Consider the following 24,459-nt stretch of genomic DNA (forward strand, 5'->3'; position numbering starts at 1 on the left):
AGAAATCATGAAAAGATCATTTATATATAGCGCAATTGTTGTTTTTGGTTTAGTATCGTGTACGAAAGATTTCGAAAAACTGAATACGGATCCGGATAATTTGACGGAAGTAGGAGCTCGCGAGCGACCTTTTATGTTTGCAAAGGCGCAATCTTCTTCAGCGATGAACAGGTCGTTTTACCAAACAGTCCAAAACCTGGGACCCGACTTGTATGCGCAATATTTTGCATTGACTACTACTTCTTTCAGAACAGATAGATATGCCTTGACACCGGATTGGCAACGCCGATTCTGGACAGTCGTATACGTGGATACGGCTCCGCAATTAAAAAGTATTATGGATAATGTGGAGGAAGGCAGTGGAGAGGGCGCTTTAGCTAATATATTATGGGTATATGCTTTTCACCGCTTAACGGACCAATTTGGCCCCATACCATATTTTGATGCGGCAGAACCTAAAGATGCCATTCCCTATGATCCCATGGATGAAATTTATGACGATTTCTTTGTGCGATTGACAAACGCTGTGGATGCCCTAAAGGCGCTCCCTGCAGGAACCAAGGTGTATGAAGGTTATGATCTAATGTATAATGGAGATATTGAGAACTGGATACGGTTTGCCAACTCGCTTCGCTTGCGATTAGCATTGCGAATTTCGAAAGTCGATCCAGCTAGAGCAAAAACAGAAGCAGAAGCAGCAGTTGTATCGGGAGTGATGGAGGAGAATGGACAGAATGCTTCACTGCTCAAATCTCTAAATGGAAACGATACGAACGGTTTGTCACAGGTGGCGGTTTGGAATGAATTCGCTATGAGTTCAACTATAGCATCCTATCTCAAAGGTTATGAAGATCCTCGTCTGGGGATTTATTTTCAACCAAGTATAAATGGGGGACAATTTAATAGTTTAAGAAATGGTTCCACAGCAACAGATCTGGGGATAACACGTAATCAGGCAGCGCGAAATTCGAATGTGGGGGAGTACTGGGTGCGATATAGTGGTTCTGTAGAAAAACAGAATGTGGTTATCGAGGGTAATTTAGTACAGCGACAGCATGTGATGAGTGCAGCAGAATCTTATTTTTTACGAGCAGAAGGAGCGTTGAATGGGTGGAATATGGGAGCGGACGCGAAAAGCCTGTATGAAGAGGGGATAAAAATAAGTTTGACACAATGGGGAGTTGATGATGCTGCTGTTAACACTTACCTTACGTCCACCCGTCTGCCTGTAGCACCGGGAGACTATCATAATTCTCCAGCCGTTGCAAATACACCCATAGCTTGGGCTGCGACAGAAGCAGTACAACGTGAACAGGTCGGTGTACAGAAATGGTTGGCGATATACCCCGATGGTATGGAAGCATGGACAGAATTTAGACGATCTGGTTATCCAAAGATGTATAACGTAATCCAGTCGGAAAATGCCGATTTACCTGTTGGAGCTTTTATTAAAAGAATGCCATATCCGTTAACAGAAGAAACAAGCAATTTGGAGGAATTGACTAAAGGGCGTGCTTTGTTGGGGGGAACTGATAATGCAGCAACAACATTATGGTGGGATATCGATTGATGCGTTATACTTATATTGCTGTGATTATCATTCTTCAATCAATTATGGTAAAATTGCCGCAGGCGCAACAAGTTAATGCGTTGCCTACGGTTTTGGGAATTCCAGAAACACTGGATAGAACAGAGAGCTGGGTTATGGACCATGTGCGGAGCTTGGCAATGGACAGGAACGCTCGTCCACAACCGCTCGATATACCAACATGGATTCGGAAAAATCTGAATCTGGATGCGGTTGATTTTGGCGAGTTGGACATGCATATTGTCAAAACGATTAACCTTGATGGTTTGGTTGTGCATAATATCTTGTTCCAGAGCCAACGGGGTGTATACGTGCCAGCGAACCTATATGTGCCTAAGGGAGATGGGCCTTTCCCGGCGATTATCAATAGCCATGGTCATTGGCCCGGAGCAAAAAAGGGTCTTATAGTACAGCAGACAGCACAGCTATTGGCACGAAACGGTTATGTATGTCTGAATATGGATGCTTGGGGAGCAGGAGAAAGGGGATCTAATCACACACATGAATACCACGGAGCAAGTCTGGGGTCATCACTTTTAGATGCGGGTATTCCCTTGATGGGTATGCAATTGATCGATAACCAAAGAGCGATCGATTTGTTGCAATCGCTTCCATACGTGGATCCGAAGAGAATCGGTGCAACCGGAGCGAGTGGTGGTGGAAACCAGACGTGGTGGTTGACAGCATTGGATGAACGGATTAAGGCGGCTGTCCCCGTAGTGAGTGTAGGAACTTTTGAATCCTATGTTATGAATAGCAATTGCGTTTGTGAGCTTCATCCTAAAGGTCTTGTGGATATGGAAAAAGCCGATGTACTGGCATCAATAATGCCGCGAGCGATTAAGATTCTCACAGCATTACAAGATGGAAATGCAGCGTTCAATGTACACGAGATGTTGAAAACGTATCACAACGCAAAACAGCACTACGATGAAGCTGGGTATAGTGAGTATTTCGTGTATGAACTCTTTGACGAAAAACACGACTACACAGCGGAGATGCAGCATCGCATGCTGGAATGGTTTGATCAATACTTAAAAACAGATTCAGCGAATTCCCTCGACACGACTTTTTATCCACTGGATGAAGAGGAGTTGACGGTAGCTGTCTCACCAGAGCTCAAAGCCAAGGTCACCACAACCGCCGCATATGTAAGTGCACGAGGAAAACATATGCAAAATGTGTTGGTACAGTCGGAAACAATTCATAAAGAAGTAAAGATTCAGGAACTAAGAGAGCTGCTGTTAAGCTATAAAGAATTAACTATTCGTCAGGTAGAAAAAATACCTGATCAAGCCGGTTACCAACGTCTTATTTTGACAGCAACAGATCATCGGCTTATTCCTCTTTTGATAAAAGAGCCGGCTGTTGGTAAGGTATTAAACGTCGTATTTCCGTCGAAAGGTGTTTCGTCGATACCCCATGATAGCTTGGATAGATGGACGTCCAATGGTACTGGTGCCGTATTCGTTGACTTATTTGGTCTTGGAGAACGGAGCTCAAAACGAGGCGATGAAATAGACGGACGTTTGCCTCGTTTCCACACGCTATCGAGATCCTTATTATGGATGGGGCAGAGTGTGATGGCTACTTGGACGTCGGAAATGAGGTTGGTGATGGCATATCTGCATGAACGTTTCCCAAATCAGGAGATCCACATCATTGCGGATAGAGAAACGGCGATAGCCAGTTTGATTTATAGTGTAGTTGATCAATATCGTGGATATTTCTCCTTGTCTGATACGCCCGTGACTTATGTGCCGGATTATGAAACAAATGTCAATGAAAATGGACTGAACATGGCGGTGCATATTCCGGGAATAATCCCTTGGGGAGATATAGTAGGATTGGTTGCTCTGAGTCCGGCAGATGTACATATAGAGCGTGTTATTGGAATGTCAGGAAAAGAGATAGATAAATCGAATGTTTCGATATATGCGAAGCAAATGGAACAAATCAGGTTAACGTTAGGGAATACAAGTAAAATTCGCTTAACCGTTGAAAATCGTTAATGCATAATAACCGCGTAAAGCGAGCTCATTGATACAATAGAAAACTTTAACGCATAAATAAAACATATGGATACAAATAGAAGATCGTTCTTGAAATTGTCGGGATTGGCGGGGTTAGGATTACTAGCGGGTTGCAAAACTTCCAGTGGCGGACAGATGTCAGCCCGGTTGCACCATATTGTCACGGAAGTTGAGAAATCGTATGAACCCATATTTAATATGTCTGGTTATGCTGCTCCTGCGCTGGATACAGTTCGGCTGGGCTTTATTGGTGTTGGTAACCGCGGCTCCGCTGCGGTAGAGCGTATGAGCAGGATCGAAGGGGTTGCCATCCAGGGAATCTGTGATGTGCGAGGGGAGAAAGCGGAGGCGGCGAAAGGACGGATAGCCTCTCCGGGACACGAAGCGAAAATCTACGTTGGAGAAGAGGATATCTGGAAGGAGATGTGTGACCGAGAAGACATCGACCTGGTCTATATCGCCACGCACTGGGCCACGCATGCAGAGATGGCCATCTACGCTATGGAGCATGGAAAACATGTAGCGCTGGAGATCCCGGCTGCTACCACGGTAGAGGACTGCTGGCGATTGGTGATGACCTCCGAGAAAACGAAAAAACACTGCGTGATCCTAGAGAACTGCTGCTACGATTTCTTCGAACTGTTGACGTTGAACTTGGCAAGACAGGGTTTCTTTGGGGATATCGTACATTGCGAAGGCGCCTATATACACGATATCCTTGACAGTTTCTTTGAGGAAGGGAAGCGCTACGATTTCTGGCGACTGAAGGAAAACGCAGCCCGTAACGGTAACCTTTATCCCACGCACGGGCTGGGACCGGTTTGCCAGATATTGAAGGTGAACAGGGGAAATAAACTGGAATTTATGACCTCCATGGCTTCTGCGGATTTTTCACTACAGGCAAAAGCAAGAGAAATCAGTCAAACAGACAAGCGTTTCGAAGCGTATGCAAAGAAGCCGATGCGGGGAAACATGAACGTTTCCAGTATCATGACCAACAGTGGCAGTACGATCATGCTCCAACATGACGTCAGTACCCCGCGCCCCTACTCTAGGCTGCATCTGATCAGCGGAACGAAAGCTTTCGCGCAGAAATATCCACTACCGGGAAAGATAGCGGTCGGACACGACGATTTTTTGGAACCGACGGAAATGAAGAGACTAGAAGAGGAGTACACCCCCGGTATGGTGAAGCATATCGGTGAGCTGGCAAAAAGTATAGGCGGTCATGGCGGTATGGACTTTATGATGGACTGGCGGCTGATCGACTGTCTGCGGAACGGACTGCCGGTAGACATGGATGTGTACGATGCGGCAACGTGGAGCGTCATAGGACCGCTCAGTGAATGGTCGGTCGCCAATGGGTCACAGCCTATCGCCATACCGGATTTTACGATGGGCAGATGGAAAGAAAATAAGGTACATGAGATACATCTGGAATCGGGCGGAAATACCAACGTCGTGAAAGCTTGATCCGACGACCTAGGTTCCATCGCGATTGGCAGAAAAACACGACGTAATGAGCTCATTTATACAATTGAAAATTTAACACATATAAATAATTTATACAGATGAAAATTGAAAAGTATGCAACCCCAGGGGATTTGGGACAAGCAGCGGGAAAGTTAGGTGCGGAGTGGATCAGAGAAGCGATTGCGGAAAAGGGCGAGGCGAATATCATCCTGGCGACGGGACAGAGTCAGTTTGAGACGATCGATGCGCTGGTACAGGACAAAAGTATAGACTGGTCTAAGGTGAGGATGTTCCATCTGGATGAATATATAGGTATGCCGATCACCCACAAGGCTAGTTTTAGGAAGTACCTGACGGAACGGTTCATCGACAAGGTGGATGGAGTGAAGGAAGCCGTACTGATCAACGGTGAAAACGATCCGGAAGCGGAACGCAAACGTCTGGAAGAAAAGATCGGACAGCATCCCATTGATGTCGCCTTTGTGGGGATAGGCGAGAATGGGCACCTGGCGTTCAATGATCCACCTGCGGACTTTGATGTGGAGGATGCATACCTGGTGGTCAACCTTGACCTGCAGTGCCGGCAGCAGCAAATGGGAGAGGGCTGGTTCAACCATGTAGATGAAGTGCCGTTACAGGCGATCTCGATGTCGATCAAACAGATCATGAAGTCTGAACGCATCATCTGTGCAGTACCCGACCGGAGAAAAGCACAGGCAGTTAAGGACTGTCTGACATTGCCCGTTACAAACGTGCATCCCGCAAGTATCTTGCAGGAACATCCAAACTGTGTATGCTTTCTGGATGCAGGATCAGCTTCATTATTATAATCCAACGTACTGCTTGTATCATGACGACATCAACATATGCACTGGACAGAAAGGGAACGGCGATATCCATAGGAATCGTCGGCCTGATGTTCTTTGTCTTTGGATTTGTATCGTGGGTGAATGCGATATTGATCCCCTATTTTAAGATAGCCTGCGAGCTGACGAATTTTCAGTCGTACCTAGTGGCCTTTGCGTTCTATATATCCTACCTGGTCATGTCCATGCCGTCTTCCTACCTGCTGAAGCGGGTGGGGTACAAGAAGGGCATTGTCATCGGTTTCTGGATCATGGCCTTGGGTGCACTGCTGTTCGTTCCGGCGGCATATGGACGTACGTACATGATTTTTTTGGCAGGGCTCTTTACATTGGGAACGGGATTGGCTGTCCTGCAGACGGTGGCCAACCTCTACATCACGCTGATCGGTGACCGGGAACGTGCCGCCCAGCGAATCAGCCTGATGGGGATATGCAATAAAGGGGCCGGGATATTAGCCCCGCTGGCCTTCTCCTGGGCCGTTCTGCGGCCAACGGACAACGAACTGTTTAAACAGATACCGCTGATGGACGTAGTACAGCGGACACAGGTACTGGATGAACTGATACTGCGGGTGGTGGCGCCCTATACGGTTGTTGCTATCGTATTGTTCCTTATCGGCGTACTGGTGAATTATTCTCCCCTTCCGGAGATAGCGAATCCGGATGCAGAAGATGGGCAGGAACAGAAAAAGGGCGTATTGCAGTTTCCGCACCTGGTACTGGGGGCCATCGCGATATTCCTGCATGTGGGTACACAGGTCATTGCCATCGACACGGTGATCAGTTATGCAGGCTCTATGGGGCTGTCCTTGGTGGAAGCCAAGGCCTTGCCCTCGTATACGCTGACGGCAACGATCATCGGATATCTATTGGGAATCTCGCTTATACCGCGGTTTATCGGCCAGAAAAGGATGCTGCAGATCTGTGCTTTGTTGGGGCTGTATTTTTCCGTCCTGGTGTGCGTTGCCCAAGGACAGGTCGGATGGTTCAATATGCACCTAGACGTGTCGCTGTGGTTTCTAGTATTCATCGGCCTACCCAATGCGTTGATCTGGGCGGGGATATGGCCGCTGGCCATTGCCGGGTTAGGGAAATATGCCAAATCAGGCTCGGCATTAATGATCATGGGGCTTTGTGGCAATGCGATATTGCCTCTAATTTACGGTGCGTTGGCGGATACGCTGAACGTAAAGCAGGCTTATTGGGTGCTGGTGCCGTGTTTTCTGTATATTGTGTACTATGCTTTTTGGGGGCACCGGATCAAATCCTGGTCGATTAAATAATGGTAAATGGAATAAGTTAAGCGTCTTGAGACGACCGAACAGATTGCCGGATGATAAGCTTTCCTGGTAGCAATATATCGTGAGGCTCGTGATTTTTATTTTTAATATGTTTGATGAGGAGATTGCAACTTTGTTGTCCAATTTCAAACGCAGGCTCTTCTACCGTGGTTAAGTTAGGCTCTATGACGGTAGCAATAGGGTCATTGGTGAAACCGATTACGCCGAATTCGACTCCAACTTGAATGTGTTTTGCTTTTAATGCTTGAATGGCGCCAACAGCTTTTCTGTCATTGACGGCAAAAATGGCATCGGGCTTTTCTTCTAAAGAAAATAACGTTAATGTATCGGTATATCCGTCTACTTGAGAAAAGCCAGAAAAAATAATATGATCATCGTTCCGTGGTAAGTTTGCATTTTCCAATGCCGCCAAATATCCTTTCATTCGTTCTTCGGTGAAATTTAGCTCTTTGGGCCCTGCGATATGCGCAATTTTTTGATATCCGTTTTCGATAAGATGGTTGGTAGCCATATAAGCACCATCAAAGTCACTTTGCATAATCTTCGAAACGTGAATATGATGAGGAACTCGGTCAAAGAACACCATCGGAACGCCCTGTTCCATTAATTGTTCGAAATGATCTTGCGTGTCTGAATTGGAGGAAATAGAAATCAATAGTCCATCTAGGCTCGTTGTTGCAATATTTCTCAGTAACTTCTTTTCTCTGTCGAGATCGTCGTTGGTAACAAAAAGTATAATGTTATAGCCTTGCTTGTACGCTTCTTCTTGTATTCCGGAGATAACGGTGGAAAAATAATAATTGGTAATGAACGGAATAACCACTCCGATATTCTTTGTGCTGCCAGAGGCCAGGGCAGCTGCATTTTTGTTCGGCTTGAAATTTAATTTTTCCGTTAATTCTAGAACTTTCTTTCTCGTTTCTGGATTGACGTCGTAGGCATCCCGTAAGGCTCTCGATACCGTTGAAACGGAAATATTCAACATTTTCGCAATATCTTTAATTCCGTATTGTTGCTTCATGCACTAAGTTAATCAAAAACAACATACGCTTTCAGAAAAAATATTCTATTTTTAAAACGGAAATAGATTGGTATGCGCATATTCGAAAAGTTGCCTTCTTTAACAGCAAAGCAAAAGAAAATGACCTTCATAGTCGGAGGTGTTCTTCTGTTATTATTCATAATGGGACTGATCATAGCCCTGTCTGTCCGCACGCGGATGTTGGATAAGGCGATGGCGAAAGTAGAAAACATCTTGCTTGAGCGGTATCATACTGATTTTAATGTGCAGGAATATTCGTTTACGGGTTTGACTACCGTAACTTTCCGGGATATTGAAGTTATACCGCAACAACGGGACACGCTCGCAAAGATTGAGCGGATGGCGGTGTCGGTTCGCTTATTTCCTTTGCTGTTCGGAGATGTGAAAATTGGCAATCTAGTTTTACAAAATGCGGATGTAACCTTGCTAAAGCGAGACTCGATCAGTAATTATGATTTCCTATTTCAAAAGCAAGCAAAAGATACGACAGTTAGGATAGCGGAAGATACCGAAAGTAATTACGCTTCATTGATTGACGGGGTGATAAAGCAGGTGTTTTTTAAGATTCCGCGAAATATGGAATTAGAAAATTTTCAGCTTTCTTATCAAGACGATAGTGTCCACCAACAGATTCGATTGCCGGAAGCGGTGATGGATGGGGGTGATTTCGAGACAAGCCTTTTTCTGAATGACCATGATGCGCAATGGAATTTGAGCGGACGTGTAAACCCCGATAAACAGCAATTGCGTGTGGAAGTATCGTCTGAGGAAGAAAATGTGGAACTTCCTTTTCTACGTCGGAAATTTGGTCTGCGCGTAAGTTTTGATAAAATAATGTTTGACCTTGCGCAAGTGAAACGTGTCACGAAAGATTCTCTTACACTTGCCGGCAGATGGTCTTTTGATAACCTGCATGTGCATCACCACCGTCTTTCGGAAGATGAGGTTGTTCTTCCTGAAGCTATCGGCGAAGGCCAACTCAATATCGGCAAAACTGCGATAGAAATTGATCCCAAAAGTAAAATCCGGGTGAAGGAATTTGAATTTCAACCTTATGTCAAGTTTATCCCCAAACCCGATAAAGTAGTTAGTCTGTCCGTGCATACAGGTAAGTTCGAAGCGCAAAAATTATTTGATGCGATTCCGCAAGGATTGTTTGAAACGTTGGACGGTATCCAAGTGGAAGGAAAAATAGCATATGATCTTGATTTTTCCGTGAATTTCGCTGAGCCGGACAGTGTGGTGTTTAAATCTAAAATGGACGACAGAGAGCTGAAAATAGTGAAGTGGGGAAAAGCGGATGTGCGTGCATTGAATAATGCGTTTACCTATAAAGCGTATGAGGATACGGTGCTCATGCGGGAGATTGTGGTCGGCACGCAAAATCCAAAATTTACCCCATTAAATCAAGTGGCATCTATACTAAAGAAAACAGTGCTGAATACCGAAGATCCTTATTTCTATCAACATAAGGGATTTGAGGAGGAAGCATTTAAGTTGTCCATCGCCACGAATATCAAGGAACGTGCATTTAAGCGGGGAGCGAGTACGATCTCCATGCAGTTAGTGAAAAATGTCTTTTTGAATAGGAATAAAACCATGATGCGGAAATTTGAGGAAATCTTGTTGGTTTGGTTGTTGGAGGCGTCGGGGCAAGTGAGCAAAGACCGCATGTTTGAAGTATATCTCAATGTGATCGAGTGGGGGAAAAATGTATACGGTATTCAAGAAGCATCTTCGTACTATTTCGGTAAAACACCTGCGCAATTGAATATCGGAGAAAGCTTATACCTGTCCAGTATTATTCCACGACCGAAGACGGGCCTTTCTTCTTTTGACTACACCGGACATTTGAAACCTTGGGTACAGCGGCACTTCAATACCTATGGTTATATCATGAATAAACTTGGCCAATTGCAGGACGAACAAGTGCCGGAAGCTTACGGCTTCTACGGCGTCGTTTTAGAACCCGGATTACGGCCACCACGACCAAAAGGGATAATAGATACCACGTTCCGAGAAATTGACCCGGAACAGGAAGCTATCATGCGAGAGATGGAAAGAGATGAGGCACGGCGCAGAAGCCTGCTGGAGAAACTGTTTGGTAAAGAAGTGGATCCGCCCGAAGAATAATCATTCCTCCACATCCTCTACGGCATTCCGATAGAACAATGTATAGGGGTCTGACGGGTAAACCTTACTTTCCGGGGAATGCTTAAACGGGATGTCCGGATTAAAAATCTCTTCCAAGGTGCTGCGTAGAAATGTGGTAAATTCTTCCTTAACCAATGTTAGGGTTTCCGCTTCCAAAAATTCTTTGCTATGGAATAATGTCCCCTCTTCACGCATCCGTCGGGCAACGTATAGATGCGGTTCCAACTGCTTTCGACCTGTCACTTGTTCAAATACATAAGCATAAAACAAGGTCTGTATTAGGGCTTTGTTTTCGGTGTTAGGTGCGAATACCTTTTCTAGGTTTTTAAATTCGACACTATCGCCGCCCGTTTTGTAATCCACGATACGTGTCCTCACCTGGTTATCATGCGTGAGCACCTCATCCACCCGGTCAATGATACCGAACAGGCGGATGGTTTCCTCCTTTCCGTTTATTAGCATCGGGAAGTCGAACGTATAGTCTTCCGTATTCTCCAATTCGATGATACGAAATGCCTTATAATGTTCCATATCATATTGTAAATACACGTTGATATATGCCGAGGCGATCTTGTGCATAATACGCTGCATGCTATTTAGTACATCCACGGATGTTATTTCGGTATGATATTGCAAACCGATCTCCCGAACGACCAGTTCATCGATTTCGGGTAGCTTCGTTTTCAACACTTTTGTGGGCGTGAAATCTGCAAATCCCTTATAAGGTTTCAAGAGCGTTTCCATCACATTATGGATAACAGTACCTAGCCTATTCATTTCGAATTCGTGAGAAATAGTGGGCGGCTCTTTGATTTCGGCGACATACTTTAAAAAGAACTGTAGGGGAGATTGCAGATAGGTAGTCAATGCCGTAGCGGCCAGTTTTTTCTTCTCTACGATAAACGTATTCCACAATTGATGCCATATAGCCCCTTCTTTCGGTATGACTAATTCTTTACTGTTTTCGGGGAAACGTATGGGTTGCTGTTGTGTATGAACGACAAAGTGGAAGTTGCTTTCGAATTGCAATTGTTTAACGAAGCGGCTTTCTTCTCCTGTACTGCTCTCGTCAACTAAGCTGTTATAGAATACGTGGAGGCCGTTGCTGTATTGAAAATGACGATAAAATAAATAAGCAGAAAGGGCATCTTGATTTTCCAGTATAGGAAGATCGTACGCTTGGCGCAAGCTGTTCGGTAGGAAAGTAGGGGAATTTGAGGTTTTGGGTAAAACACCCTCGTTTGCTCCAAGTATATACACCTGGTCGAAATTCAAACAACGACTTTCCAATAATCCCATGATTTGCAAACCATTTAAGGGGTCTCCTTCGATGGCTGAATTGATGGGGGCTATCGCTTTTCGAATTAACCCGATCTGAAAAGCGATAGAGGTAGGTGCGATGTTGTCTATCCCCTGCTTTAACTGATTTAAAACTTTCTTTGTTTCAATAAGCAGGTTACTATCGATCTGGCTAATGCGGTCTTGCGCCGCTATAGAAACCAGCAGACTATCTAATAAGTGCACCAGTGTTGGTATAAGCACAGATGGATTAGCCAATGGCTTAAAAAACCGAGGGAATACACTACTCGCGATGGTTACCATATCAATATCCACCTCGAAAAGTTGTTTATCGGTTATGTCTTTTAGCAAACGTTCTCTTTCAGCTATAGCGACGCTTGTCAAGGGATGGTTCACGAAGGTTTCTATATATTGAAAAGGAATTTTGAGTCTGTGATGATGTGAAATCTCTTCTTGTACATCCATCCATAGATTTAAAAGCCCGTATATCGGCGATTGTGTAAGGGGATAACCGGTCGTGATATTAGGTTTGACGTCCGGCAGACTTTGCAGCAGCGGAACGAGTAGGCTTTCATCCGCAAGTAAAATAGCTGCGCTCTGATCTGACAATCCGGAAGCTTCCAGGACATCGTGTAAAATCTTTGTTTGACTATTTTTTCCAGTGCAAGCATACAACTGTACGATTGTATTTCTATTGCCCAATATGTTCGGGCTTTCGCCTAGTGCGTTTACCAGTCCGTAGCTTTTGATATTACGCCGGATAAACAAGCCAGCCTCTTGTTGTACATCGTCCATGTAATAGGCATCCGCATCAAAATAGAACAGCGCGCGTCCCTCTTCCTGCCACTTTTGGAATAAATGTACTTCGGCTTTGCTGAGGGCATTAAAACCAACGAATAATACTTTTTTATAACGCTGGATAAAATTTGGATGGGCAACATGACCCTCCACCAGATTACGATACAACGTAGGATAATTTATTTGCTTTTCTTGTGTTAACTTTTGTTTGAAAGCTTTATAGAGTTTAGGTAGTCGTTTCCATAGTTTAAGGAAGCGTTGTTGTAGGCCGCTATGACCAGCAATACTGAACGATTGCCAAAACTGACGGATGAAGTACTGCTGTTCGGCCGTAAAATGTTGAAAGGTGATATCAATCTTGGTGGTATCGTACAACTCCATGTAGATGCTGTCGATATCCACGAGCTCATAGTCCAATTGCCCGAAATCGCTCAAGATAATTTCCGCTATCGGATAAAATTCTTCCAATGTTTCCGGTTCAGCACCTTCGGCAACCAACTGTTCATTATGCAGTTGGAAAAGATAAAAGAACTGGCTGAGCTGTGAAGCCTCTGCAGCATCAGAAGCTTGTTTGAAAAATTCTTGTATCGTAAAAAACTGTGGAGACCATATCGCTTTGCCATATACATCCGCCAGGTGTTTTTTCAAATAAGTAATAGGGCGTTTATTATTGAATATAATGGCAATGTCCGCTAGATCGTTTCCAAAGCGATTGTAAATATCTTCTGCTACACTATGTAAGAAAGGTTTGTTCATTTCACTTCAACTAATTCGTTAATCTTGGCATAATAAAGATACCCTTTGACATTGGTGTATCCGAGATGATGTAATGCCTTTTTGTAATTGTCCACCTGCCATTGGTGGTCGGCGTAGTCGCCTTTCGTGAATTTGAAATCGAGTACGATGGTTTCTTTTTCACTGGTAAATACTTTGTCCGGTCGAATCGTTTCACCATTTTCCAGGATGATGCTCGCTTCGTTCCATACTTTATAGCTGCCCGTTAACCATTGATGGATCATAGGGTGATGCCATATCCGGTAGATCTCTTGTAAGATAAAAGGGCGATCTTCTTCCGTCAATATTCCATTTTCGATGTAATCGTTGACGAATTTATCTACTTCCTGCTCACTGGTGATCTCCGACATGATCTCGTGTGCGAGGATACCATATTGGGCGGCTTTCTCCAACATGAGGATGTTATTGATGTTCCTTTTGTTGGATTTGTCGAAGGCATTTTGCAATTCCGAGGAGACCGGATAGGTTGACAAGCTGACGTTACGGTATTCCATTTTTGTCTCCCTAGATGCATGTTCACGATCTTTTTGCTTGGATAACGCTTCGTCTGGTGTTTTGGGAACAGGATGGTCTGCCAAAACATGATTCTCGTGAAACGGAAACGGGGCATGTTCATCGGATAAAACCTGGTAAAGCACATCGCTGATATATTCGTTTTTTATATCGAATCCAAGTATCTCGCCTGTTTTCTTATCTACGTTTTCCTTGAACGACGGAGCTAGTACATATAGATGCTGTACGGCCCTGGTGGTCGCTACATAAAATGTGTTCAACGCGTCCATGTAGTTGAACAGCATTTCTTCAAAATATTGCTTGTAGAAAATCGATTTTCCTATGGTGCTACTGTATTTTATGGGTATTTTGCCAAGTGCCTCAAAGGGTGATCCGGCCGTATCAATCCAAAAATCACCATTGGTCATCCCGTCCAGATCCCAGGAACAAAAAGGAAGTATGACCACATCGTACGCCAATCCTTTTGATTTATGTATAGTCGTCACTTCAATCGCATCGATCTTTCCGTTTGCCGGCAACGAAGCGTTGCTAGCGTCTTCTTCCCAATATTGTAGAAATTGGGTAATGCCGCGTTCACCCGTTGCGGAAAAATTGGAGACTATATCCTTAAAGGCCAATAAATAGGGGATATGTATACTATCTGTTTCATGAAGCCCATAGACTTCTATCAATTGTTCGACTAAGTGTATAAGGGGCGATTGTTGCAATCTCGACCATTGCGCTGTTAAATGGACAGGTAGAATGGCTTCGATATCGTGAAGATTATTATTTTTAAACACCAGCCAATAGGCATCATCAAATTTTTGTCGGCCATTGACGAGCTGGTAAAGGTACGCCATTTTTGCTCGGTGGATAACATGTTTGTCCGTGGTATATACCAGTGCTTTGAGTGTCTCGATAAGCAATAAAACGGCATCATTGGAGGACAGATACAGTGCGTCGCCGGAGATGACATCAAAATCCAGTTCTGCGGTGTTTTTATAAAGCATTAATGTTTCAATGACTTGACGCGCCTGCGCGTTGCTTCTGACCAGAATGCCAATTTGCTTTGCTTTGTATCGACCGGATGAGATCCAGGAATGGATTTTGTCACATAGGAGTTGCAAAGCATCTTCCATGACTTGGTTTCGCCTCCTCATCCCATTCGCTACGGGCAAATACTGTATTTCTATCGAACCAACCTTGTTTGGATCATCGCGGCGATGGGGAGGAATTTGCTGCGTACTGTTTTTATAAGCTTTTATGAGCATCTCGGCATTGCCGGAAGATGTCCACCAATCTTGTCCTTCCTCATCGAGGCATTCCATTACTTTCTCGTTGAGAACGTTCTGTAGTTTTTGGGGAATGCTACCAAACAGGTAATTATTGAATGTAATGATATGGGGGAAACTCCGAAAATTTGTTTCTAAAGAACCGTTTTCAATAAAACCGGTACGTTGCTGTTCGGATAAATGAAAAGCTTGTGCGACTTGGTCTTCTACCTGCTGTAATAAGATACGCCAATCGCCGTTACGCCAACGGTAGATGCTTTGTTTCACGTCGCCAACAACGAGGTGCTCGTTTATTTTCTGTTTGGCGTTACCGAGCGCGTTAATGAGTAATGGACTGTAATTTTTCCATTGAATACGGGACGTATCCTGAAATTCATCGAACAGGAAATAGTTGTACCGATTGCCAATTTTTTCCCAAATGAACGTCGGGTCGTTGTGCTCGTCTAACCCCAGCCGATTTAGCAAGATTTGGGCATCAGAAATGAGTTGTGCACCATTTTCCCTTCGCCATTGGCTCAGCAAATCGCTCATTTCTTTAAGTAACCGTAAGTAATACAAGTTATTCTGTACGGACTGGTAGGCAATGAACGTGGGAAATAGTCTGTATAAATCCGCAAATTGTTGGAGAATAGGTTGCAATGCCTGTCGTATATCATAACGTACACTTTTATCCGTTGTAGTATAGGGATCTTCATCATCCAATAACGCCAAAAAGCGATCAAAATCTTTCTGTAATTCAGAAGGAGATTTTTTATAAACATTGTCGTTAATCTTGCTAGCGATGATAAGCTTGTTTCGAGATTTTCCTTTAAGTTCATCAGCTGTAATATCAAATGATCGAAAGGTCGCCGTAAATGTTTGTATGGTTTGGCTTAAGGTATCGAAGAAAAATTTTGTTTTCTCCTGGACATCTTTATTGAGGAGCGTAAAGACTTCGCCAGCCTTGGCAGAGGCCAAATAAGCATTAAACTCCTGGAAGTTCTCGGTAAAAATCAAGTTAGCAAGGCCAAGAAGCTGTTGCCGATAGTTCCAATTTTCATTGCGGGCTATTTTTTGTTCTGCATATTCGATAATCCACTCCAGTAAATCGGGACGTTCATCCAGTAGCTGATTGAGCATAATAGATAAATCCTGTTTTACTTTGGAGGTATTCATCTCTATTTTATACGCGGCATCAAGGTTGAGCTCATAGGTAAAACTGCGGATAACTTTTTGTGAAAAACCGTCTATCGTACTGACGGTGAAGCGACTGTAATCGTGTAGGATTTTGCGGTAGACACGATATGCTTTTTGCTGCAATGCCGATGCATCTGATTTTGGAAATTGTTCGAGTAGGAGTTGTCTGAAGTCCTCGATTTTTTGGCTTTTGTCAGCTGTCGCTAGTCCTTGCAGAACATGGAGTATCCGTTCCTTCATTTCTGCCGTGGCTTTGTTGGTAAACGTTACAGCAAGAATCTCCCGATAGCTATTTTCGTTGGATAGCAATAAGGTAAGGTAATGCAGGGTTAAACTAAAGGTTTTTCCCGAACCGGCCGAGGCTTTCAATATTTTTAAAGGAGCAACAGTGTTCATAGTACAAAGTAAGAAGTAAAAATGAAAAAGGCAAAAAAGTGAAGTTGAAGAAAAATGCTTAACATTGTCTCATGAAGATATTATTGATTGTAAACAGTATTATTTTTATCTTTTTTCTCTATCTTTTATTCGTCAAGGAAATAAATGTATATGTCATATTATTATTTGTGTCTACGATATTGAATTTCCTGTATTTCTTTTTTGTTAGTAAGAAAAATAATGAAATGTAGTGAGTAAAAGCTTGTTTTTCATATATTTGTATATTATAGTATAACTGCTGATTAATAAAGTTGTGAAAAGACTGCTCTATATGGTATTCATTTGCGGGTTGTTAACAGCCTGTACATCTGATGATATGGAAGAGCTTTTGTTTGATAGGGTTTCGAGTATCCAGATAGCTATGCAAAGGAGCGGTATTGGATCTTTAGCGCCAGGTTTGCCATCTGAAGTGGCAATCGCGACTTATCCATTTGAATATGATGCATTGGGTCGCGTAGTAAAGGTCGGCTACAAAACTTTTTATTACGGTTCGGATGGCAAGGTAGCTTATTCCAAGGAGGGAGAGATAAATCCTAGCGACAATTATTATTTTGAACGATTGAGTTATCATTGGGACGGACAAGGTAGACTGAAAGAGGTTTATGTAGATAGTCTATACCAAAGATACCAGCACCATGACCATCAACCCGTTTCTAACGAATTTGCTTATCAAGAAAGTAAATTAAAGGATGAGTTGTTAGCGACTTTTAGTTATGAGGGAGACAATCGCAGACCATCCACCATTAAATATCGTAAAATGAATCGAGCGTTGCCGTCTCTAATTGTTACTTTGGGAGAAGAAGAAGAAATACACTATATATATGAGAACGAAAATGTTGTATCTGTTCAACGTGATGGATATTTGAAACAGAATGAAGTTGGGTTGGGTGGTCCTGTAGGTCTAATTCCATACAAGATGGAAATGGCTTATACCTATTTAAGTAATCCACATCATTTAGCGAGAATTTATACGCAGTTGGGTTTTCATCCCTATAAGCTTACTGAGGTAGTAAGTGTTAATTGTATTGCCAGAAGTCAGGTAAGTATAGAAATCGAAGGAGGAGAAGATATAGGAGATAGATGGACGCGGCCGGAAGGGGTAGATACCCATTGGACAGATTTATATACGGGTTCGGAGGAACCTTTTTTGTCTTTCGGGAAATCCAACTACAGTTATCGTTTTAATACTTTAGAATTACCCACCGAAATTGTTGTAGAAGGAGACGGCACGATGCAGCGCACGTTAATTAGCTACGAATAATCTTTAAGAAGTCGATTTTTAGATAAATTTTAATTTTTCCTTTTTAGTTTTTAATTGTTATCTTTGCATCCCCTCTTGCGCGAAGCACGGGGGATATGTTGAATACATAAACAATTAAAAAAGAATGGCAACTAAAATCAGATTGCAAAGACACGGTAAAAAAGGAAAACCTTTTTACCACGTAGTAGTAGCAGATTCACGTGCTCCGCGTGACGGTAAATTCATTGAACGTTTAGGTTCTTACAACCCAAACACAAATCCGGCGACTATTGTTTTGGATTTCGACAGGGCATTGTACTGGATGAACGTAGGTGCACAACCTACTGACACAGCTCGTGCTATCCTTTCTTACAAAGGTGTTCTTTACAAAAAACACTTAGAAGGGGGTGTGAAGAAAGGTGCTTTTGACGAAGGTCAAGCGGAAGAGAAATTCGCTAAGTGGTTGGAAGAAAAAGACGCTAAGATTGAAGGTAAGAAAACAGGCTTAGTTCAATCGAAAGAAGAAGCTAAAAAAGCTGCTCTTGCTGTAGAAGCGAAGAAAAATGCAGAAAAAGCTGCCGCTCTTGCTGCTAAAAATGCTCCAGTTGCAGAAGAAACTGAAGCCGCAGAAGGTGAAGCAGAAGCAGAAGTTCCTGCGGAAGCCCCTGAAGCAACAGCAGGAGATGCTGCAAACGCAGAAGAAACTGAAGGATAAATCTTATTCATACAGATTCAAGAAAGCCGAGTTTATGAAAATTCGGCTTTTTTACTTTTTTTACCTCGAAAAAAGTAAACAAAAAAACTCGTCGCTTCAAATCTTTGAGGAGAGGGATAATACCAAGGGTGGGTTTCTACAGCCTCAAATATTTGGATGCGACACTGGAAGTTAAGGAGGGGATAATGTAATTGCGCAAATAAAAGTGGAGAATTAATGAATAGCCGTAATGCAGACTAAATCGGCCTCGCATTGTTCCGCGGGCAGCTTTACGCAGGATATTCCGTTAAAAACAGAATGCTGTTTGACCGAAGGGAGTTTCATTCTGTTTAGGAATAGATAAGTAAAGATAGCGGAACCATGCAAGCCTTGATTTTTTGTTTCTTTTTCATCAAGAAAAAAGAAAAAGATTAATATTATGAACATAAACGACGCTTTCTATATTGGTTACATCACGAAGACACGTGGATTAAAAGGTGAGTTGCAACTTTATTTTGAATTCGCCGATTATACGGCATTAGACTTGAATGTACTCTTTTTGGAGATAAACAAAAAGTTGATACCTTATTTTGTAGATAGTATAAAATTACAGAACAACAGCACGGCGTACTTAAATCTTGAAGACATAGATCATGTGGACAAAACGAAAGAGCTTATAAAAAAGAAGGTCTATCTACCCAAGGATAAAATGCCCGAAAGAGACCCGGATGATTTTCGCTACACCGATTTTGTCGGATATCTTGTAGTGGATGAACATGAAGGTGAGATCGGTGAAATAATCGATGTGCAAGAGTTTCCGCAGCAATTTATTGCTACCGTTGATTTCGATGGGAAGGAGTTGATGTTTCCTTTAAGTGAAGATCTTATTCTGGGAATTGATGCGGAAGAGCAGGTTCTAGAAGTAGAGCTGCCACAAGGATTAATTGATATATATAGGGAAACGTAAATCTGTAATGCGTAGCTCCTGACTAGTTATGAATTACGGATCGCGAGTTACGAAAAATAATATTACTTTTGACTTTCAGATAGAAGATGAAACCATTATGATCCGTCAGCTGGCTGGCCAGTCGAAGGGATGAATGAACAAAGATAACTTCATCACTTTTTACGAAGAATTTATTAGATGAAAATTGTAGACCATATAAAAAACGCAAACGGAAAGACTTTGTTTTCATTTGAGCTATTGCCTCCAGCAAAAGGGCAAGGTATCCAGAGTATTTTTAAAACAATGGATGAACTTATGGAGTTCAAACCTCCGTTCATTGACGTAACCTATCATAGGGAAGATTACCTATATAAGCAACATGTAAGCGGGTTGTTGGAGCGTGTTGCGTACCGGAAAAGGCCCGGTACAGTCGCTATTTGTGCAGCCATTATGAACAAATACAAAGTGGACGCTGTGCCTCATTTGATTTGTGGAGGGTTTACTAGAGAGGAAACGGAAAATGCGCTTATCGATCTAAATTTTTTGGGTATTGACAATGTACTCGTACTTCGTGGTGATGCAAGAAAAGGTGATCCCGATTTTGTTCCCACACCCGGCGGACACGCTTATGCCACCGACTTATTGCAGCAAGTTGTTGATATGAATAATGGGAAATATTTGCATGAAGATATCGAAAGTTCGGCAAAAACAGATTTTTGTATAGGAGTGGCGGGCTATCCGGAGAAACATTTTGAATCGCCGAATTTCAATACCGATTTTAAATGGTTGAAGAAAAAAGTGGAAATGGGCGCCGAGTTTATCGTAACACAGATGTTTTTTAATGTCGAGAAGTATAAAGAGTTCGTTACGAAATGTAGGGACAATGGTATTCATGTCCCTATTATTCCGGGCCTAAAGCCAATGACTACCAAAAGACAATTGATTACACTGCCTAAGATTTTCCATTTGGATATCCCGGAGGAATTAAGTGAGGCAGTAGACAATTGCAAAACGAATGCGGATGTACGACAGGTAGGGGAAGAATGGTTAGTGGAGCAATGTAAAGAATTAATCAAATTTGGAGCTCCTGTGTTGCATTTCTACACCATGAGTAATCCGGGGCCAACGAAGAAAATTGTGGAACGGTTGGCTTAGCATAAATTATATCATAAAAATGCCCCCAGAAAGTGTCTAAATTTTTGGGGGCATGGCCATTCATCTTTTTTTTGTTTATCCTTTCTTAATCTCTTTAGCCCAACTATCTTTTAATGTGACTGTCCGGCTAAACACCAAGTGCTCTAAAGTCGATTTAGTATCCAAGGTGAAATATCCTAATCTGATAAACTGGTAACCTTTACCAGTCTCTGCTGTTGCCAAATCGGGTTCTATATAAGCCTTATTGATAATTTGCAAACTGTTCGGATTAATAGATGCTTTGAAGTCTTCGGCAGCCGCAGGATTTTCTTCATTGAACAAACGATCGTAGAGTCTCACCTCGGCTTCTTTGGCATATGCAGCTGATACCCAATGAATAGTTCCCTTTACTTTTAGTCCTGATGTGTCTTCCCCTGATTTCGAATTAGGTACGTACGTACAATGTACTTCGGTTATATTACCGTTTTCATCTTTTATAAAATCATCGCATTGTACAATGTAAGCATGCTTTAGGCGCACAGAAAGACCCGGTCCCAACCGGAAAAATTTCTTAGGAGGTTCTTCCATGAAATCATCCCGTTCTATCCATAACTCTTTCGAAAAAGGAATAATGCGCGAGCCTTCTCCTCCCTCTACTTCTGGATTGTTTTCGCCAATTAGATCCTCTGTTTGTCCGTCCGGGTAGTTCGTGATAACGAGTTTAATGGGATCCAGTACCGCCATCCGTCGCCAAGCGGTAGCATTGAGGTCTTCACGGATGCAAAATTCCAATAGGCCGACGTCGATCATATTTTCCCGCTTTTGAACCCCAATTCGCTCACAGAAATTACGGATAGATGCCGGTGTATAGCCACGACGTCTTAGACCCGAAATAGTCGGCATACGCGGGTCATCCCAACTTTCTACATATTTCTCGTTGACCAGTTGCAATAATTTACGTTTGCTCATCACGGTATAGGTCATATTCAAACGTGCAAATTCATATTGTTTAGATGGGAATATTTCCAGTTTCTCAATAAGCCAATCGTATAACGGACGGTGTGGAATAAACTCTAATGTGCAAATAGAATGTGTGATTTTTTCAATAGAATCTGATTGACCATGTGCAAAATCATACATAGGGTAGATGCACCATTTATCCCCCGTACGGTGATGATGAACGTGCTTTATACGATATAGCAAGGGGTCGCGTAAATGCATGTTTGGACTTGCCAAATCTATCTTTGCACGGACTACCTTTTCACCGTCTTTATATTTACCATCACGCATTTCCTGGAAAAGCTGTAAGTTTTCTTCGACGCTACGGTCGCGATATGGTGTAGGTATACCTGGTTCGGTCGGGGTACCTTTTGAGGCAGCGATCTGTTCGGAAGTGCTATCGTCTACATAAGCAAGTCCTTTTTTTATCAGGTCAACAGCATATGTATACAATGTTTCAAAATAATCGGAAGTGTATAGCTCTTCAGCCCATTTAAAACCTAACCACTGTATATCCTGTTTGATACTGTCCACGTATTCCGTTTCTTCCGTTACGGGGTTGGTGTCATCAAAACGCAGATTGGTTTTTCCATTATATTTTTCCGCAATTCCAAAATTTAGACAGATAGACTTTGCATGGCCGATATGGAGATAACCATTTGGCTCGGGCGGAAAACGTGTAAGAACACGTCCGTCATGTTTGCCTTTGAAGAGATCCTCTTCGACAATCTCCTCTATGAAATTCAGTGGTTTTTCTTCGTTTAACATAACTACAAAGTTAACTTTTTTAAGTTCTTTTTTCCCTCAAAAAAGAACCAAAAAAATCTTCGCTTCGGATATTTGAGATAATGGATAGTACTAAGAATGAATTTCTACATACCTCAAACATCCGGATGCGACATTAAGAGTTAAGGAGGGGATAGGGCAATGCGTAAATAAAAGTGGAGAATTAATGAATAGCCGTAACGCGGATTAAAACGGCCTTATATTGTTTTGCGGTTATTTTTCTGAAGGTTATTCCGTTCAAAACAAAATAATGTTTGAGCGAAGCGAGTTTTATTTTGTTTAGGAATAAACAAAGGAAAATAGCAAAACAATATTAAGCCTTGACTTTTTTGTTTCTTTTTTTGTCAAGAAAAAAAGAAAGACAAAAATTCTTTATTTTCGAATATGAAATATCTCATAAGCACTATCTTTCTTTTACTATTTGTTATTGTACAGCCTTGTTTTGGACAAAAAGCAAAGAAACCTCAAGTTATTGTATATGGATCAGATCTTTTAGCATTCTCCGTGGCTGTACAGAGCGCCAAATCGGACGTTCCAACAATGTGGCTAATAGAAGGGGAACAACTGCTGCCCGGGTTTTCCACGGAGGAAGTACAAATAGAAACCATGCCGCACACAGATGGCGGGATCTGGATGGAACTATTGATGGAAATGGCGCTTGCAAAGTCTCCAGACGATTCGTTGGCGAAGGTTGTCAAACGGGAAATGAATCCTCGTCTATTTCAGAATGCTATAGAGAAAGTATTGCGAAAGCTGCCGCAATTAACAGTATTGAGAGGAGAAGACGTGTTATCTATTAAACGGAGGAAACGAGACTGGGAAGTTCAATTGTCCAGTAAACACAGATATGTTGTAAGATGTGTGGTCGATGCATCCCAAAATCAAAAGCTGTCAGGCTTAGTGGATATAACATGGCCAGACGATACCGAACCGATGCAGCCGCTTCGTGCATTGTCTTTGGCACAGGTGCGTACATTAGTGGCGGCGGGCCAAATCGGTGAAGCGTTGTATGGGGCGCGACTGGCGAATATTCTAGAGGGAGAAAAAGATGGCTTTTTTAATTTTCGAGGGATATCAGCATTACTGGATGAGAATATAGCATTAAGTCCTTTTCGGGCTGCGGTTGGACAAGCTGTCGGTGCAACGGCAGCTTATTTGGCATTTTTCAAGACTTCTGTTGATAAGGTGGACGTGCGAAAATTGCAGACAGAGTTAATGACATACGGCGCCCGTATTTTACCCTATCAAGATATTGCAATCGATGACGCTCACTTTTATGCTTTACAACGATTCGGGTTGGCTAGTGTCTTACCAAACCTACATAAAGATGATGGTTTTCGTTTCCAAAAAGATGAACGCGTAAGTTTTGATGAAGTGGAACCCATTTTTGACCGGTTGTATTCCAGAAGTCAATTGTGGTTTTTAGATAATAAGGGTGATGATTTCCAATGGAAAGATTTCCTGTCCCTAATTAAATTTGTAGGACTACGTGGGGATGAAGTGGATCAACAGATAGCGAAAGAGTGGTCGTCGAAGTTAAGATTTGAAGGTGGCTTTGACGAAGAAGCTTTTGTTAGCCGTTATCAATTTGCTGTCATTATGGATAGATACGCTAACCCTTACGTTAAAGCTGTGGACCAACAAGGAGATTTTATTAATTAAATTTCATTGTTCTTTTTCTCCGCGAAAAAGAACCAAAAAGCTCGTCGCTTCAAATCTTTGAGGAAAGGGATAGTACTAAGGATGGGTTTTCTGCAACCTCAAAAATTTGGATGCGACCTTTTGAGGTTAATGTGGGACATTACACTACCTGTATACTGTGTCAAAAACCTATATAGCAGCTTCTAAGTAAAATTTCAGATTAGCTAAGACCATGCGTAAATGAAAGCGATCGATAATAGGCAGCTTTTATGCGG

15 protein-coding genes are annotated in these 24,459 nt (G+C 42.6%); 11 read left to right on the forward strand and 4 right to left on the reverse strand.

Annotated elements, in window-relative coordinates; all coding sequences use genetic code 11:
* Positions 1-7 precede the first annotated feature (7 nt).
* The 5 genes from G5B43_RS04985 (at position 8) to G5B43_RS05005 (ending at position 7,243) form a co-directional block, all read left to right on the forward strand.
* Positions 8-1,570, forward strand: coding sequence for a SusD/RagB family nutrient-binding outer membrane lipoprotein (locus G5B43_RS04985; protein WP_165293614.1), 1,563 nt, complete (start codon positions 8-10; stop codon positions 1,568-1,570).
* Complete coding sequence (locus G5B43_RS04990; RefSeq protein WP_165293615.1) at positions 1,552-3,600, forward strand: alpha/beta hydrolase family protein; 2,049 nt, start codon at positions 1,552-1,554, stop codon at positions 3,598-3,600. Before G5B43_RS04985 ends, G5B43_RS04990 begins: the two co-directional genes overlap by 19 nt.
* 66 nt (positions 3,601-3,666) lie before the next feature.
* Positions 3,667-5,094, forward strand: a complete 1,428-nt coding sequence (locus tag G5B43_RS04995; RefSeq protein WP_165293616.1) for a Gfo/Idh/MocA family protein — start codon at positions 3,667-3,669, stop codon at positions 5,092-5,094.
* Positions 5,095-5,192: 98 nt separating this feature from the next.
* A complete protein-coding gene (locus G5B43_RS05000) occupies positions 5,193-5,924 on the forward strand; it encodes a glucosamine-6-phosphate deaminase (protein WP_165293617.1) in 732 nt (243 codons plus the stop codon).
* Positions 5,925-5,944: 20 nt separating this feature from the next.
* Positions 5,945-7,243, forward strand: coding sequence for a sugar MFS transporter (locus tag G5B43_RS05005; protein WP_165293618.1), 1,299 nt, complete (start codon positions 5,945-5,947; stop codon positions 7,241-7,243).
* Between the two features lie 16 nt (positions 7,244-7,259).
* Here the strand turns inward: G5B43_RS05005 and G5B43_RS05010 are convergent, their stop codons facing one another.
* A complete protein-coding gene (locus tag G5B43_RS05010) occupies positions 7,260-8,282 on the reverse strand; it encodes a LacI family DNA-binding transcriptional regulator (protein WP_165293619.1) in 1,023 nt (340 codons plus the stop codon).
* A gap of 72 nt (positions 8,283-8,354) precedes the next feature.
* On the opposite strand from G5B43_RS05010, the gene G5B43_RS05015 reads away from it, so the two are divergent.
* On the forward strand, positions 8,355-10,436 hold the full coding sequence (locus G5B43_RS05015; protein WP_165293620.1) for a transglycosylase domain-containing protein: 2,082 nt from the start codon (positions 8,355-8,357) through the stop codon (positions 10,434-10,436).
* Here the strand turns inward: G5B43_RS05015 and G5B43_RS05020 are convergent, their stop codons facing one another.
* Both G5B43_RS05020 and G5B43_RS05025 read right to left on the reverse strand, forming a co-directional pair.
* Positions 10,437-13,310, reverse strand: coding sequence for a PD-(D/E)XK nuclease family protein (locus tag G5B43_RS05020; RefSeq protein ID WP_165293621.1), 2,874 nt, complete (start codon positions 13,308-13,310; stop codon positions 10,437-10,439).
* Positions 13,307-16,705, reverse strand: a complete 3,399-nt coding sequence (locus tag G5B43_RS05025; RefSeq protein WP_165293622.1) for a UvrD-helicase domain-containing protein — start codon at positions 16,703-16,705, stop codon at positions 13,307-13,309. The genes G5B43_RS05020 and G5B43_RS05025 overlap by 4 nt, the downstream gene beginning before the upstream one ends.
* A gap of 310 nt (positions 16,706-17,015) precedes the next feature.
* On the opposite strand from G5B43_RS05025, the gene G5B43_RS05030 reads away from it, so the two are divergent.
* From G5B43_RS05030 to metF, 4 genes are all read left to right on the forward strand, one after another.
* Entirely contained in the window at positions 17,016-18,005 is a 990-nt protein-coding gene (locus tag G5B43_RS05030; RefSeq protein ID WP_165293623.1) for a hypothetical protein, read from the forward strand.
* A 124-nt stretch (positions 18,006-18,129) separates the two neighbouring features.
* Positions 18,130-18,699 carry a 30S ribosomal protein S16 gene (locus tag G5B43_RS05035; RefSeq protein WP_165293624.1) on the forward strand — a complete coding sequence of 190 codons (570 nt, stop codon included), beginning with the start codon at positions 18,130-18,132 and terminating at the stop codon, positions 18,697-18,699.
* A 418-nt stretch (positions 18,700-19,117) separates the two neighbouring features.
* Positions 19,118-19,645, forward strand: a complete 528-nt coding sequence (gene rimM, locus G5B43_RS05040) for a ribosome maturation factor RimM (protein WP_165293625.1) — start codon at positions 19,118-19,120, stop codon at positions 19,643-19,645.
* A 177-nt stretch (positions 19,646-19,822) separates the two neighbouring features.
* On the forward strand, positions 19,823-20,779 hold the full coding sequence (gene metF / locus G5B43_RS05045) for a methylenetetrahydrofolate reductase [NAD(P)H] (protein ID WP_165293626.1): 957 nt from the start codon (positions 19,823-19,825) through the stop codon (positions 20,777-20,779).
* Positions 20,780-20,854: 75 nt separating this feature from the next.
* Here the strand turns inward: metF and G5B43_RS05050 are convergent, their stop codons facing one another.
* Positions 20,855-22,525 (reverse strand): glutamine--tRNA ligase/YqeY domain fusion protein, encoded by a 1,671-nt coding sequence (locus G5B43_RS05050; RefSeq protein WP_165293627.1) that lies wholly within the window; start codon positions 22,523-22,525, stop codon positions 20,855-20,857.
* A 402-nt stretch (positions 22,526-22,927) separates the two neighbouring features.
* Between G5B43_RS05050 and G5B43_RS05055 the strand changes: the two genes are divergently transcribed.
* Positions 22,928-24,205: an FAD-dependent oxidoreductase gene (locus G5B43_RS05055; protein WP_165293628.1), complete on the forward strand. Its 1,278-nt coding sequence runs from the start codon at positions 22,928-22,930 to the stop codon at positions 24,203-24,205.
* Positions 24,206-24,459 lie beyond the last annotated feature (254 nt).

This window comes from Sphingobacterium sp. SGR-19 (assembly GCF_011043555.1).
Lineage (GTDB): Bacteria > Bacteroidota > Bacteroidia > Sphingobacteriales > Sphingobacteriaceae > Sphingobacterium.

Bases quoted from the DNA above. Each gene is read 5' to 3' on its own strand.
- G5B43_RS04985 (WP_165293614.1), top strand. From the start codon at position 8: ATGAAAAGATCATTTATATATAGCGCAATTGTTGTTTTTGGTTTAGTA.
- G5B43_RS04990 (WP_165293615.1), top strand. From the start codon at position 1,552: ATGGTGGGATATCGATTGATGCGTTATACTTATATTGCTGTGATTATC.
- G5B43_RS04995 (WP_165293616.1), top strand. From the start codon at position 3,667: ATGGATACAAATAGAAGATCGTTCTTGAAATTGTCGGGATTGGCGGGG.
- G5B43_RS05000 (WP_165293617.1), top strand. From the start codon at position 5,193: ATGAAAATTGAAAAGTATGCAACCCCAGGGGATTTGGGACAAGCAGCG.
- G5B43_RS05005 (WP_165293618.1), top strand. From the start codon at position 5,945: ATGACGACATCAACATATGCACTGGACAGAAAGGGAACGGCGATATCC.
- G5B43_RS05010 (WP_165293619.1), bottom strand. From the start codon at position 8,282: ATGAAGCAACAATACGGAATTAAAGATATTGCGAAAATGTTGAATATT.
- G5B43_RS05015 (WP_165293620.1), top strand. From the start codon at position 8,355: ATGCGCATATTCGAAAAGTTGCCTTCTTTAACAGCAAAGCAAAAGAAA.
- G5B43_RS05020 (WP_165293621.1), bottom strand. From the start codon at position 13,310: ATGAACAAACCTTTCTTACATAGTGTAGCAGAAGATATTTACAATCGC.
- G5B43_RS05025 (WP_165293622.1), bottom strand. From the start codon at position 16,705: ATGAACACTGTTGCTCCTTTAAAAATATTGAAAGCCTCGGCCGGTTCG.
- G5B43_RS05030 (WP_165293623.1), top strand. From the start codon at position 17,016: ATGGTATTCATTTGCGGGTTGTTAACAGCCTGTACATCTGATGATATG.
- G5B43_RS05035 (WP_165293624.1), top strand. From the start codon at position 18,130: ATGGCAACTAAAATCAGATTGCAAAGACACGGTAAAAAAGGAAAACCT.
- rimM (WP_165293625.1), top strand. From the start codon at position 19,118: ATGAACATAAACGACGCTTTCTATATTGGTTACATCACGAAGACACGT.
- metF (WP_165293626.1), top strand. From the start codon at position 19,823: ATGAAAATTGTAGACCATATAAAAAACGCAAACGGAAAGACTTTGTTT.
- G5B43_RS05050 (WP_165293627.1), bottom strand. From the start codon at position 22,525: ATGTTAAACGAAGAAAAACCACTGAATTTCATAGAGGAGATTGTCGAA.
- G5B43_RS05055 (WP_165293628.1), top strand. From the start codon at position 22,928: ATGAAATATCTCATAAGCACTATCTTTCTTTTACTATTTGTTATTGTA.